The 14,616-nt window shown below is 60.9% G+C and carries 8 protein-coding genes; 5 read left to right on the top strand and 3 right to left on the bottom strand.

Annotated elements, in window-relative coordinates; translation table 11 throughout:
- Window positions 1-31: 31 nt before the first annotated feature.
- The gene (locus J3P77_RS20025; RefSeq protein WP_434677566.1) at window positions 32-1,027 is read right to left on the bottom strand and encodes an IS110 family transposase; all 996 of its coding nucleotides are present in this window, start codon (window positions 1,025-1,027) and stop codon (window positions 32-34) included.
- A gap of 530 nt (window positions 1,028-1,557) precedes the next feature.
- Between J3P77_RS20025 and J3P77_RS20020 the strand changes: the two genes are divergently transcribed.
- The 5 genes from J3P77_RS20020 (at window position 1,558) to azu (ending at window position 11,919) form a co-directional block, all read left to right on the top strand.
- Complete coding sequence (locus J3P77_RS20020; protein ID WP_434678311.1) at window positions 1,558-3,870, top strand: YgiQ family radical SAM protein; 2,313 nt, start codon at window positions 1,558-1,560, stop codon at window positions 3,868-3,870.
- 475 nt (window positions 3,871-4,345) lie between these two features.
- Window positions 4,346-7,624 (top strand): DUF2126 domain-containing protein, encoded by a 3,279-nt coding sequence (locus tag J3P77_RS20015; protein WP_434678310.1) that lies wholly within the window; start codon window positions 4,346-4,348, stop codon window positions 7,622-7,624.
- 87 nt (window positions 7,625-7,711) lie between these two features.
- Window positions 7,712-10,207: a circularly permuted type 2 ATP-grasp protein gene (locus J3P77_RS20010; protein WP_434678309.1), complete on the top strand. Its 2,496-nt coding sequence runs from the start codon at window positions 7,712-7,714 to the stop codon at window positions 10,205-10,207.
- Complete coding sequence (locus tag J3P77_RS20005; protein ID WP_434678308.1) at window positions 10,207-11,115, top strand: transglutaminase family protein; 909 nt, start codon at window positions 10,207-10,209, stop codon at window positions 11,113-11,115. The genes J3P77_RS20010 and J3P77_RS20005 overlap by 1 nt, the downstream gene beginning before the upstream one ends.
- Window positions 11,116-11,472: 357 nt before the next feature.
- Window positions 11,473-11,919 carry an azurin gene (gene azu, locus J3P77_RS20000; protein ID WP_434678307.1) on the top strand — a complete coding sequence of 149 codons (447 nt, stop codon included), beginning with the start codon at window positions 11,473-11,475 and terminating at the stop codon, window positions 11,917-11,919.
- Window positions 11,920-12,071: 152 nt separating this feature from the next.
- Here the strand turns inward: azu and nadE are convergent, their stop codons facing one another.
- Window positions 12,072-12,899 (bottom strand): ammonia-dependent NAD(+) synthetase, encoded by an 828-nt coding sequence (gene nadE, locus J3P77_RS19995; RefSeq protein WP_434678306.1) that lies wholly within the window; start codon window positions 12,897-12,899, stop codon window positions 12,072-12,074.
- A gap of 25 nt (window positions 12,900-12,924) precedes the next feature.
- Window positions 12,925-14,148 carry a nicotinate phosphoribosyltransferase gene (pncB, locus tag J3P77_RS19990; protein WP_434678305.1) on the bottom strand — a complete coding sequence of 408 codons (1,224 nt, stop codon included), beginning with the start codon at window positions 14,146-14,148 and terminating at the stop codon, window positions 12,925-12,927.
- Window positions 14,149-14,616: the final 468 nt, after the last annotated feature.

Raw genomic sequence — 14,616 nt, 5'->3', positions numbered from 1 at the left:
AGCGCAATCCTTGTAGATACTCTGTTCCCGGTCAAGCTTTCAGCAGGTGCTTTTCGCTGAAAAGCTTGGCCGTGTCGAAATCTTCTCCTATGCGGATGCAAGCCCACAAGCCTGTCAGGTATTTGCGCATAACCGCGCAGATGGCCTGCATTTTCCGCTTCCCACGTGCGATCAACCCTTCGTAAAAAGCCTTCACATTCGAGTCGCAGCGAATCGCTGACATTGCCGGCATAAACATCGCCGAACGCAGGTAGGCATTGCCGGCCTTGCTCAGACGCCCCGGTTTGTCGATGCTCGTTCCGGACTGGTTCAGTCTCACGTCCAACCCCGCATAACGACTCACCTGCGGGGCTTTGAGTGTGACTGGCAGCGTCGCCAGTTCTGCCAGCACTGCAAAGGTCGAAACGTCGCCCATTCCCGGCGCAGCCACCATGTGATCGAACTGGCTCTGCAATATCGGACAACTGGCGATGATTGCTTGCCCGGCTTGCCTGAACCGCTCAATGCGCTTGCCAAACATCGCAATAGCCTCTTCCTCGTCCTCGATCAGCAGCGCTGAAGTGGTTCCAGTCGCCCGCAGGGCGTGCAGCTCATTCTTGGCCCGGGTGCAGTGGCCGTTCAACCGGTTGATGTGGCGTCCAATGGCGCGCAGCTCAAGCTGCGCGGGGCTTGGCGGGATCCACAGGCGAGGCGTCATGCGTTCGCCATACTCGGCTAGCAGTTGGGCATCGATGGCGTCCGTTTTACTGTGCTGAAGCATCAGCCTTGCAAAATTGCGAGAGCTTTTCGGGTTGATCACCGAGACCGGCAACCCAGCCGCGTTCAACTCCAGAGCCAGATCCAGGTAATAAATACCGGTGGCTTCCATAACGACAGACAGCGGTTTTAGCGCTATCAGCTTTTTCACCGCCGCTTTGCGGCCCTTGGGCGTTTGAGCGATATCCCACGGACCGGCTGCGCGGCCCTTGTCACGCCAAACCATCACAGTGCTACGAGAACCGACATCCAATCCGACGTGAACACTCATGCTTTCCACTCCGAAGAAACTGGGTGAAGATGGCTCCTGGTTCCCCTGACCTCGAACTTCATGCCGCTGCAACCTTGTAATGCGAAGTCCGACTTGTCGGCTTCTCGATACTCTTCGTGGTGGGCAATGAGGCGGGGGAGCCTCTCTACAGACAAGGTCAGGAGCAAATCCTGCCTTCAGGAGCAGTCGGCCTCCCCCAGAAACACATCTTTGGGACAACACCGATGAGCTTAGTTGCTCTCATTGGGTGTTTGGCCAACATACAAGGAGCCAGCTTGCTGGCGAAGCGTCGGCCCAGACAACAGACGAGATTACTGTGCTACCACTGGCCTCTTCGCCAGCAAGCTGGCTCCCACAAGTTGCGCGCAGCACAAACCGTGGGAGCTGGCGGGTGGCGGCAGCAGGGCAATGCCCCCACACCGAAGCGCTTCAGTGCACATCAAAATCCGACCATTACCGTCGGACTTGATCATTTTTTGTGCTATATTCCGCGCCCGCGATTTTTCCAACGTGCAAACGTAGGTCCTGACATGCAAGCAGCCAAGCCGTTATTTGACTATCCAAAGTACTGGGCCGAATGTTTCGGACCGGCACCTTTCCTGCCCATGAGTCGGGAAGAGATGGATCTGCTTGGCTGGGATTCGTGCGATGTCATCATCGTGACCGGCGATGCGTACGTCGATCATCCGTCCTTCGGCATGGCGATCATTGGCCGACTGCTGGAAGCCCAGGGCTTCCGCGTGGGCATCATTGCCCAGCCGAACTGGCAGTCCAAGGACGACTTCATGAAGCTGGGCGAGCCGAATCTGTTTTTCGGTGTCGCGGCTGGCAACATGGACTCGATGATCAACCGCTATACCGCGGACAAGAAAATTCGCTCCGACGACGCATACACGCCTGGCGGCATGGCCGGCAAGCGTCCCGATCGTGCCAGCCTGGTTTACAGCCAGCGCTGCAAGGAAGCCTACAAACATGTGCCGATCGTACTCGGCGGCATCGAGGCTTCGCTGCGCCGCATCGCGCACTACGACTACTGGCAGGACAAGGTTCGCAACTCGATCCTGATTGACGCCTGCGCCGATATTCTGCTCTACGGCAACGCCGAGCGCGCTATCGTCGAAGTCGCGCAGCGTCTTTCATACGGCCACAAGATCGAAGACATCACCGATGTGCGCGGCACCGCGTTCATCCGCCGTGACACGCCGCAAGGCTGGTACGAGGTGGATTCCACGCGCATCGATCGTCCGGGCAAGATCGACAAGATCATCAACCCGTACGTCAATACCCAGGACACCCAGGCCTGCGCCATCGAACAGGAAAAAGGCCCGGTCGAAGATCCGAACGAAGCCAAGGTCGTGCAGATCCTTGAAAGCCCGCGCATGACCCGCGACAAGACGGTCATCCGCCTGCCGTCGGTGGAGAAGGTGCGCAACGACGCGGTCCTGTATGCCCACGCCAACCGCGTATTGCACCTGGAAACCAATCCGGGCAACGCCCGTGCGCTGGTTCAGAAACATGGCGATGTAGACGTCTGGTTCAACCCGCCGCCCATCCCGATGACCACCGAGGAAATGGACTACGTGTTTGGCATGCCTTACGCGCGCGTCCCGCATCCGGTGTACGGCAAGGAAAAGATTCCGGCCTACGACATGATCCGTTTCTCGGTAAACATCATGCGCGGCTGTTTCGGCGGCTGCACTTTCTGCTCAATTACCGAGCATGAAGGCCGCATCATCCAGAACCGTTCCGAAGAATCGATCATTCGCGAGATCGAAGAGATCCGCGACAAGGTGCCGGGCTTCACTGGCGTGATCTCCGACCTGGGCGGCCCGACCGCCAACATGTACCGGATCGCCTGCAAGAGCCCGGAAATCGAATCCGCCTGCCGTAAGCCGTCCTGCGTATTCCCGGGTATTTGCCCGAACCTGAATACCGATCACTCGTCGCTGATCCAGCTGTACCGCAGCGCGCGCGCTTTGCCGGGCGTGAAGAAAATCCTGATCGCTTCCGGTCTACGTTACGACCTGGCGGTCGAGTCGCCGGAATACGTCAAGGAGCTGGTGACCCACCACGTTGGTGGTTACCTCAAGATCGCCCCGGAGCATACCGAAGAAGGTCCGCTCAACCAGATGATGAAGCCGGGCATCGGCAGCTATGACCGCTTCAAGCGCATGTTCGAGAAGTACTCGAAAGAGGCGGGCAAGGAGCAGTACCTGATCCCTTACTTCATCGCGGCCCACCCCGGCACCACCGATGAAGACATGATGAACCTGGCGTTGTGGCTCAAGGGCAACGGCTTCCGGGCGGATCAGGTCCAGGCGTTCTACCCGTCGCCAATGGCTTCGGCCACCGCCATGTACCACTCGGGCAAGAACCCGCTGCGCAAGGTCACTTACAAAAGCGACGCCGTAACCATCGTCAAGAGCGAGGAGCAACGTCGTCTGCACAAGGCATTCCTGCGCTATCACGATCCGAAAGGCTGGCCGATGCTGCGCGAAGCGCTGGAACGTATGGGCCGTGCCGATCTGATTGGCTCAGGCAAGCATCAGTTGATCCCGGCCTTCCAGCCGGCGACTGACAGCTACCAGAGCGCCCGTCGCAAGAACTCCACACCCGCCGGCAGCCACAAGGTTGGCAAGACCACGCTGATCCAGACCCAGCACACCGGCCTGCCACCGCGCGGCAGTGACGGCAGCAAGCCGTGGGACAAGCGTGAGGAAGCCAAAGCCGCCGCCATGGCGCGCAACAAACAGGCGGCCAAGGAACGCATCGAAGCGGCCAAGGGTGGGAAGAGCGGCAAAGGCGGCAAGAAGCCGTCGCGCCAGCCGGTATTCCCGCGCTGATCAACTTCTTGCTTGAATGTGAAACGCCAACCTTCGGGTTGGCGTTTTGCGTTATAGAGCACAGGCGATGCACTCACCTCTGCTGCTTAAGCGATCTGCATGTTCTGTGACTGACTACAACCGCCGCCTCGTAGGAGCGCGCTTGCCCGCGACGAGGCCGGTGCAGGCGTAGCGCATGTGTCGTCTGAACCTTGTTCTTCGCGGACAAGCGGATCGCTGCCGCCCGACGGATCGCCGTCCGGTCGCTCCGACAATCATGTCGCAGGCGGGAGACAAATCCTCACCCTCGGTCCCATCCTCTGCCACACTCAGTGCCTCGTTATCGTGCGAGCTATTCAGCGTCAGTGAAAGCAGGTGCGATTCTGGTGCTTTGTCCGGTGTCACGGGCAGCGTCCATGCCGTCGCTACAGGCTTTGCCCCTATGGCATAAGTCTTGCGCGACCCGATCACCGTTCAGGCTCGCAGGAGGCACGCCGTGTCGATTCATATTGCCTTGCACCACGTTACGCACTACCGCTATGAACGTGCGGTGGAACTGGGACCCCAGATCGTCCGTCTGCGTCCGGCCGCCCACAGCCGTACCCGCGTGCTTTCCTATTCTCTGAAAGTGCTGCCTGATAACCACTTCATCAATTGGCAACAGGACCCGCAAGGCAACTACCTGGCGCGGCTGGTTTTCCCCGAGAAAACCCGAGAGCTGCGTGTGGAAGTCGACCTGGTTGCCGAAATGGCCGTGTTCAACCCGTTCGATTTTTTCCTCGAACCTTACGCAGAGAAGATCCCTTTCAGTTACGCCAGCGAAGAACAGCGCGAGCTGGCGCCGTATCTGGAAAAGCTGCCGCTGACGCCTGCGTTTCAGGCGTACCTGAGCGGCATCAGCCGCGAGCCGGTTCCGGCGATCGATTTTCTGGTCGGTCTGAACCAGCGCCTGAGCCAGGACATCGCCTACCTGATTCGCATGGAACCCGGTGTGCAGACGCCGGAGTTCACCCTCGAAAACGCATCCGGTTCCTGTCGGGATTCGGCCTGGCTGCTGGTTCAGTTGTTGCGGCACCTGGGTCTGGCAGCGCGATTCGTCTCGGGTTATCTGATTCAGCTGAAGGCGGATGTGCAGGCGCTGGATGGTCCGTCCGGAACCGACGTCGACTTCACCGACCTGCATGCCTGGTGCGAGGTGTACCTGCCCGGTGCCGGTTGGGTCGGGCTTGATGCGACTTCTGGCCTGTTCGCCGGCGAAGGCCATATTCCGTTGGCGTGCAGCCCGGAGCCTTCATCGGCGGCGCCGATCAGCGGCTTGGTGGAGCCCTGCGAAACGCAGTTCAGCCATGAAATGTCGGTCAAGCGAATCTGGGAAGCGCCGCGCGTAACCCAGCCATATACCGACGAGCAGTGGCAGGCGATCCAGGCACTGGGCAAACAGATCGACACCGACCTCACGGAGAGCGATGTCCGCCTGACCATGGGCGGCGAGCCAACCTTCGTATCCATTGATGACCGCGACGGCAGCGAATGGAATACCGCGGCGCTTGGCCCGACCAAGCGCAAGTTGTCAGCCGAGCTGTTCCAGCGCATGCGGGCGCACTACGCCCCTTCCGGCCTGGTGCATTTCGGCCAGGGCAAATGGTATCCGGGCGAGCAACTGCCACGCTGGTCGCTCAATTGTTTCTGGCGCAAGGATGGCGTGCCGGTCTGGCACGACGTTGCGCTAGTCGCCGATGAGACGGTCGACTACGGGGCGACCGGCGAGCTGGCGGGGCGTTTCCTGCACAGCGTCGCCGAGCGCCTGCAGCTGCCGACCCGTTTTGTTTTCCCAGCCTACGAAGACAACCTCTATTACCTGTGGCGTGAGGGAGCATTGCCGGTCAACGTCAGCGCCGAAGATTCGCGGCTGGCCGACGAACTGGAGCGCGCACGGTTGCGCAAAGTGTTCGCGCAAGGTCTGGACAAGGTCATCGGCCAGATACTGCCGCTGGCCCGAACGGCAGCGGGGGATCGCTGGCAGAGCGGACGCTGGTATCTGCGGGATGAGCACTGCCGGCTGGTGCCGGGCGATTCGCCTCTGGGATATCGGCTGCCGCTGGCTTCGCAACCGTGGGTCAAGGCGGCTGAGTATCCGTTCATTCATCCCGTCGATCATAATCAGGACTTCGCTGAACTGCCGGATGCCGAGCAGCTTCGTGCCCGTGTGCTTTCCACCGAGGCAGACAATGAACGCGTTCCCCAGCTAGACGAGTCCGCCGACTGGCTGACCCGCACGGCTCTGTGTGCCGAAGCGCGGGAAGGCCGCCTTTACCTGTTCATGCCCCCGCTTCAGGCGTTGGAGGATTATCTTGAACTGGTCGCGATCATCGAAGCTACCGCCCGCGAACTCAATTGCCCGGTGTTGCTCGAAGGTTATGAACCGCCGAGCGACCCGCGTCTGGCCAACTTCCGGATTACCCCGGACCCTGGCGTGATAGAGGTCAATGTCCAGCCATCGTCCACGTGGGACGAACTGGTAGAACGCACCGAATTTCTCTACGAGCAAGCGCGTCTTACTCGGCTTACCACCGAGAAATTCATGATCGACGGACGCCACACCGGCACCGGTGGCGGCAACCACTTCGTGCTGGGTGGCGCAACGCCGGGCGATTCTCCGTTTCTGCGTCGTCCCGACCTGCTGCGCAGCCTGATCAGTTATTGGCATAACCATCCGTCCCTGTCTTACCTGTTTTCCGGGCTGTTCATCGGTCCGACTTCCCAGGCGCCGCGTATCGACGAAGCGCGCAACGATTCGTTGTACGAAATGGAAATCGCTTTCGCGCAGATGCCCAAGCCGGACGAGGAAGTTGCCCCGTGGGTGGTCGACCGTCTGCTGCGCAACTTGCTGATCGATGTGACCGGTAACACACATCGCGCCGAATTCTGCATCGACAAGCTGTACTCGCCTGATGGCGCGACCGGGCGGCTCGGTCTGCTTGAACTCCGGGCTTTCGAAATGCCGCCGCACGCGCGGATGAGCCTGGCTCAGCAGCTGCTGCTGCGGGCGCTGGTCGCCCGCTTCTGGCGTGAGCCGTACGCGCCGGCCAGGCTCGCGCGCTGGGGCACGCAGCTGCATGACCGGTTCATGCTGCCGCACTTCATCGAGCAGGACTTTGCCGACGTCGTCGCAGAGCTGAACGAAGCGGGCTATGCGCTGCAAGCGGACTGGTTCGCCGCGCATCTGGAATTCCGCTTTCCCAAGGTGGGCGATTACACGGTCAACGGCATCGAACTGGAGCTGCGACAGGCACTGGAGCCCTGGCATGTGCTGGGCGAAGAAGGCTCTGGCGGCGGTGCCGTGCGTTACGTCGACTCCTCCCTTGAGCGCTTGCAAGTGCGGATCAGCGGGCTTTCGCCAGAACGCTATCGCCTGACCTGCAACGGTATTGCGGTGCCTTTGCAGCCGACCGGACGGGTTGGCGAGTACGTTGCCGGCGTGCGTTACCGGGCCTGGCAGCCAGCCAACTGTCTGCAGCCAACCATTGGCGTTCATGCGCCGCTGGTGTTCGATCTGCTCGACACGTGGATGCACCGCTCGCTGGGTGGCTGCGAGTATCATGTCGCCCATCCGGGCGGCCGCAACTACGAGACCTTGCCGGTCAATGCCAACGAAGCGGAAAGCCGGCGGCTGGCGCGGTTCTTCCGCATTGGCCACACCCCCGGCAAGCAGGAGCTGCCGCCGCTCAATATTAACGATGAACTGCCGATGACGCTGGATATGCGTTTGCACTAGAACGCCAGTGGCGCGCCGGACCGTCGCACATCGTGCTGACATCCGGCCGCGCTAATCTGAAGTCCATCCGTCTGCGCCGAGCCTTCCATGCCTGACCTGCTTGACCGCTACCTGCAATCCGCGGGCGCCTACCACGAGATGCTCGACGCCGATGGCGCCGTCAGGCCGCACTGGCAGCGCCTGCACGAAAACCTGCAGCGCAGCACGGCGGCTCAATTGGTCCAGCGACAGGCGCTGCTGACCCGGCAGATTCAGGAAAATGGTGTCACCTACAACGTCTACGCCGACCCCAAGGGCGCGGACCGGCCGTGGGAGCTGGATCTGCTGCCGCACGTGATCCCTGCGGATGAATGGCAACAGGTCGCTGCCGGAATTGCCCAGCGCGCACGACTGCTCAACGCGGTGCTGGCCGACCTGTATGGCGCTCAGACGCTGATCGCTGACGGCTTGCTGCCGGCTGAATTGATCTTCGGGCACGACAACTTTCTCTGGCCCTGCCAGGGCGTCAAACCGCCGGAAGGCACGTTTTTGCACATGTATGCCGTGGATCTGGCGCGCACGCCCGACGGGCGCTGGTGGGTGACCGCCGACCGCACTCAGGCGCCGTCCGGGGCCGGCTATGCGCTGGAGAATCGCCAGATCGTGGCGCGAGCCCTGCCGGACGCCTATCGCGATCTTCAGGTCCGACACCTGAGCGGCTTTTTCGGCACCCTGCAACAGACCCTTGCGCGCCAGGCACCCTCCAGCAACGAATCTCCGTTGGTGGTGCTGCTGACACCGGGGCGCTTCAACGAGAGCTATTTCGAGCACCTGTATCTGGCGCGGCAGCTGGGTTATCCGCTGGTCGAGGGTGGCGACCTGACCGTGCGCGATGCGACGGTCTACCTCAAGACGCTCAGTGGCCTGCGCCGGGTACACGCCATCATGCGTCGGCTGGACGATGACTTCTGCGACCCGCTGGAATTGCGCACCGATTCGGCGCTCGGTGTGCCTGGTCTGCTGGAGGCCGTGCGCCGCGGGAACGTGCTGATCGCCAACGGATTGGGCAGCGGCGTGCTTGAGTCACCTGGCCTGCTGGGCTTTCTGCCGAAAATCAGTGAGCACCTGTTTGGCGAAGAACTCATTCTGCCGTCAGTCGCAACCTGGTGGTGCGGCGAGCCACCGGTGCTGGCGCAGGCACTGGAAAAGTTGCCGGAGCTGCTGGTCAAGCCGGCTTTTCCGTCGCAGCGCTTTGCGCCGGTGTTCGGCCGCGACCTGGACAAGACGCAACGTGAGGAACTGGCCCAGCGTATTCAGGCGCGGCCTTACGCCTATGTGGCGCAGGAGCTCGCGCAGTTGTCTCAGGCTCCGGTGTTGCAGGCCGACGGAGCAGGCCTGCAACCGCGCGCTATCGGCATGCGGGTTTATGCGGTCGCGAGTCTGGAAGGTTACCGGGTATTGCCTGGCGGTCTGACGCGAGTGGCGGCCGATGCCGATGCCGATGTGGTGTCGATGCAGCGTGGCGGGGCCAGCAAGGACACCTGGGTGCTGGGCGAACGCTCGCATCTGGGCGAGCCCTGGAAAGGTCAACGAGCGTTGGGGGTTTATGACCTGATCCGTCGTGATCCTTACCTGCCGTCGCGGGTCGTGGAAAACCTGTACTGGTTCGGACGGTACTGCGAGCGATGCGATGACAGTGCGCGACTGCTGCGCATCATCCTGACCCGTTACGTGGACGGCGATGATCCCGTCGCATTGCGGGCCGCCGTCGAGCTGGGCGACAGCCTTGGTCTGCTGCCCGAGGCGGAGGAGGGCCAGAGCCTGCCGGAACGCTTGCTGGTTGCTTTGCTCGGGCAGGATTGGCCATTCAGCCTGCGCGCCAACCTCCAGCGCCTGCAATGGGCCGCTTCGCAGGTACGTGGCAAGCTTTCGCGCGAGAACTGGCAGGCGCTGGTCGAGTTGCAGCGTGAGGCACTGAGCCTGGAAACCGAGGAGCCAGACTTTGGCGAGCTGCTGGATTTTCTCAACCGCCTGGTGATGTCGCTGGCGGCCTTGTCGGGTTTTGCACTCGACGATATGACCCGTGACGAAGGCTGGAGCTTTCTGATGATCGGACGTCGCATCGAGCGTCTGAAGTTTCTCAGCGCCAGTCTCGCAGCCTTTCTGCGCAGGGCGGCGGTGTCTGAGCAGGCCGGTCTGGAGTGGCTGCTGGAACTGGGCAACAGCAGCATCACGTACCGCTCCCGCTACATGGCGGTGCCTCACCTGATACCGGTGCTCGACCTGCTCCTGCTCGACGAACAGAACCCGCATGCCGTGCTGTTCCAGCTCAAACTGGTGCAGCGTTCGGTGCGACGTCTGAATGAAGAGTTTGGCGCGCCACGCGACAACAGCCTGGTCCTGTTGAGCCAGCGTCTGTCCGGCTTCGATCTCGCCAGCCTGGAAAGCCCGTTGTTTGGCGACGCGAGTATCAGGGCGGTACTTGATGGCCTCGCCGACCTGCTGCTCGGGATTGGCGATGCCTGTGGCCAGGTGTCAGACCGGCTGGCCTTGCGTCACTTTGCCCATGTCGATGATGTCAGCCAGCGCACGGTGTCCGTCTGATGAGCGCCCTTTACCAGATTCTTCATGACACCCATTACAAGTACGACAGCCCGGTTTCGCTGGCGCAACAGCTTGCGCATTTGTGGCCGCGTACTAACCCTCGCCAGCGCTGTACCGAGCAGCGGCTGGAAATCTTCCCCACGCCCACCAGCCGCCGCGACGAGCTGGACGTGTTCGGCAATCCCTTGACCCGCCTGGCGTTCGAGCGTCCGCACGACGAGTTGCAGGTCAACGCGCGCTTGCGGGTCGAAGTGCTGGAACGGCCGTTTCTGGATTTCAATTTGTCGCCGGAATGGGAAGTGACCCGCAACGCCTTGAGCTACAGCGCGCGACCGATGAGCCATGACCTGCTCGAAGCATGTCGTTATCGCTTCGAGTCGCCCTACGTGCATCTCAAGCAATCATTCGCGGATTTCTCCGCGGACTGTTTCAAATCGGGCCGGCCACTGCTGCTATGCGTGCAGGCGCTGATGGAAAAGATCTTTGATGAGTTCACCTTCGATAGCGAAGCGACACAGGTGGCAACGCCGCTGGTCGAGGTACTGGAGCGGCGACGTGGCGTCTGCCAGGATTTCGCCCATCTGATGCTGGCGTGCCTGCGCTCCCGTGGGCTGGCGGCGCGTTATGTCAGCGGTTATCTGCTGACCCAGCCGCCGCCCGGTCAGCCTCGTCTGATCGGCGCCGACGCTTCGCACGCCTGGGTATCGGTATTCTGTCCGGCTTCAGGCTGGGTCGATTTCGATCCGACAAACAACGTCCAGCCGGCGCTGGAGCACATCAGCCTCGCCTGGGGGCGTGACTTTTCTGACGTGTCGCCGCTGCGTGGCGTGATTCTGGGCGGTGGTCATCACGATCCGGAAGTCCGAGTGACGGTCATGCCGATCGAGGCCGGACAGTCGCTTTCCTGAGTGCAGGCATTAATTAGCTAAGCGCGTGAAACGTTTATGCAGGGTCAGGCAACGTGCCGGACCCGGTCGTAGGCGTCATGTGGGCTAGTGGCACTCGCCCCACAGGCATAGGCGGCAAGCAAACTGCGAAACAGGCTGTTGAACTGCATGGTGAGTCCTCCGACAGTGGCAATGCGCCGATGGTAGATTCGCCAGCGCCCCGTGGCTGTTTGATTGTCTTGATCGGATCGATAGCGGGAGCGGACACTGCTGGATGCACGGGTCTGGACGAGGCGCTTTGACGCAGGTCATTGGCACCCGGGCCTGGATCAGGCAGTCTCTCCCTCATTCATGAAGCACCCAGCCCTGGAGATTCATATGATTCGCAAGCTTGTAGCGGCTTCCCTGTTGACGTTGGCCAGCGGCCAACTGTTGGCCGCGGAATGTTCCACCACCGTTGATTCCACCGATCAGATGATGTTCACCACCAAGTCCGTCGAGATCGACAAGAGTTGCAAGACCTTCACCGTCAACCTCACTCACTCGGGCAACTTGCCGAAAAACGTCATGGGCCATAACTGGGTGCTGAGCAAAGCGGCCGATGCCCAGGCGATTGCTACCGAGGGCCTGGGAGCCGGGATCGACAAGAGCCACATCAAGGACGGCGACACGCGGGTAATCGCGCACACCAAGATCATTGGGGGCGGTGAAAAGGATTCGGTGACCTTTGATGTCTCGAAGCTGAATCCGGCCGAGAAGTACACCTTCTTCTGCTCGTTCCCAGGTCACATCGCAATGATGAAAGGCGACGTTATCCTGAAGTAACTGCGTTACCGTTCTTCGCGGACAAGCGGGTGGGAGCGGACTTGTCCGCGAAGAACGATGACGCGGTCCCTCTGAAAACCGCGTCGTCTTCTTCGCGGACGAGCGGAGCGCCGCCCGGTCCGCTCCCGCAAAAACTCCGCTCCTGCATCAGCTCACGGCGCGTAAGGCTGCTCGCGCTTGTGCTGGGTCTTGCGGTAGGTGTCGATAATGATCTTCGCCACCTCTTCCGGGACCGGCTCGCCGTGCAGGAAGGCGTCGATATCGGCGTAGGTCACGCCGTGGGCGGCTTCGTCGGGTTTGCCCGGTGTCAGGTCTTCCAGGTCAGCGGTCGGCACCTTTTCAACCAGCGCATCCGGTGCGCCGAAAGCGCGGGCGATGGCGCGGACCTGATTTTTTACCAGACCACTGAGGGGCGCCAGGTCGCAGGCACCGTCGCCGAACTTGGTGAAGAACCCCATCACTGCCTCGGCCGCATGGTCGGTCCCGATCACCAGACCCTGGCGGGCACCGGCGATGGTGTACTGGGCGACCATGCGCATGCGCGCCTTGGTGTTACCCAGCACAAAGTCCACCGCGCTGGCTTCCATGCCCTCGAAGGCCTTGATCTCGGAGGCCATGGACTTGACGCTGCCGCCAATGTTCACGGTGTGCAGCTCGTCCGGCTTGATAAAGTCCAGGCAGGCCTGAGCTTCATGCTCGTCCTTCTGCACCACATAAGGCAGGCGCACCGCGATAAAGCGATAGCTCTGGTCACCGGTGCTTTCACGCAGCTCGCGAACGGCGCGCTGAGCGAGCAGCCCTGCGGCCAGCGAATCAACGCCGCCACTGATGCCCAGCACCAACGTCTTGAGCCGCGCATTGCGCAGGCAGTCCTGAATGAAGCCGATGCGGCGGGCCACTTCAGCCTGCAAGGCGTTCTGGTCCGCGAACGGTGGCTGGACCTTGAGCTGCTTGGTGATCTCGAGCTGTACGGCGTGCATGATTCACTCCTTGTAAATGGACAATTCAAGCGGTTTGTTCAGGATCGGACTCGACAGGAACCTTGAAGACATGTCGCAGGTAAGCGACGAAGTTGGGGTCCTTGCATTGCGTCTTGCCTGGCTCGTCGGAAATTTTTGCCACGGCCTGCCCGGCGCAGGCCGTCATTTTCAGCACCATGTTCATTGGCGCGATGCCTGGAATATCAGCAGTCAGGTTGGTGCCGATACCAAAGCTCACATTGATACGTCCACGCAGCGCGCGAAAAATTCCCAGCGCTTTGGGCAGGGTCAGCCCGTCGGAGAACACCAGCGTCTTGCTCATCGGGTCGATACCAAGCCTCTGGTAATGCGTGATGCATTTTTCGGCCCACTGCACGGGGTCGCCCGAATCGTGGCGCAGACCGTCAAACAGCTTGGCGAAATACAGATCGAAGTCGCGCAGAAACGCATCGGTAGTGATGCAGTCGGTCAGCGCGATACCCAGCAACCCGCGGTATTCGCGCACCCAGCAATCGAGCGCGGCAATCTGGCTGTCGATCAGGCGCGGGCCGAGTTGCTGGTGGGCCATGATCCATTCGTGGGCCATGGTGCCCAACGGTTTGATGTCGAGTTCTCGTGCCAGATGGACGTTGCTGGTGCCAACGAACTGGCCGGGAAAGTCACGCTTGAGCACGCTGACGATCTCTTCCTGCACGCGAAACGAGAAGCGCCGGCGCGTACCGAAATCCGCGACTTTGAGTTCGGCCAGCTCGTCGGGTGTGGCGTTGCTGCTCAGCCAGTCGAACTTGTCGTACAGGCGCTCGCGAGCCTGGCTCAAAAGTATTTCCGGGTAACGATGACGATTGCGGACTTCGCTGACGATGGCCAGCAGCGGCACTTCAAACAGAATCACATGCAGCCACGGCCCGTGCAGGCGGATGCACAGCTCGTCGTTCTCGATGCTGGTCTTCACGTAACGGGTGTTGAAGCGAAACAGACCCAGAAAGCGCAGAAAGTCCGGTTTGAGGAAACTGATGCGTTCCAGAAAGACCAGCTGTTCCGGGCTGAGCGACAGTTCGCAGAGCAGCTCGATCTGGTGTTTGATCTCGTCCAGATAAGGGCGAAGGTCTTCGCCGTTGCGGCAGCGAAACTCCCATTCGACGTCGACGTTGGGGTAGTTGTGCAGGACGGCCTGCATCATGGTCAGCTTGTAGAAATCGGTATCGAGCAGGTTTTGCACGATGCGATTGGAGAAGGCGCTCTCGCACATGGGGATAGCTCCAGGAAGCCGGGCGCCTGCCCCGGCCGCAAGATGATCGAAGGCCTCGAAGTGCGCAGCCGCACGGGCTGCGATCAATTCCAGTGTTAATGGTCGACATGATGCCAGCCATGGACGGCGAGGAACATTTTTCTTTCTTGCACTTCGCGCGCGTCCACTAACCTCAAATGGTGCGTCTCGTAGCGCACGCGCACCGGCGGTGTGCAGTTCGGTGACGTGTCTCGTTACAGGTGGGTTTGCCTCGACCGCTCAGGCAGGTTGCAGTTCTTGATCCTGGCGGTTGCCCAAAATCTTGCAAAAGGTTGCACCTTTCGCGAGCCAGACGGTTGCACGCCCTTCATTTGCCTCGGCGCGCGGCAGACAAATGGTCATGAGATCAGCGCATTGGCAACTTTGAAAAAGTGATGGCACGGCCCTTGCTCTGAGCAAATCCCGTAGTTGCTGTGCTAATTAAAAAAA

This window comes from Pseudomonas sp. R1-18 (genome assembly GCF_051132095.1).
In the GTDB taxonomy this organism is placed as follows: domain Bacteria; phylum Pseudomonadota; class Gammaproteobacteria; order Pseudomonadales; family Pseudomonadaceae; genus Aquipseudomonas.
This window is presented reverse-complemented; position numbering and strand designations above follow the sequence as displayed.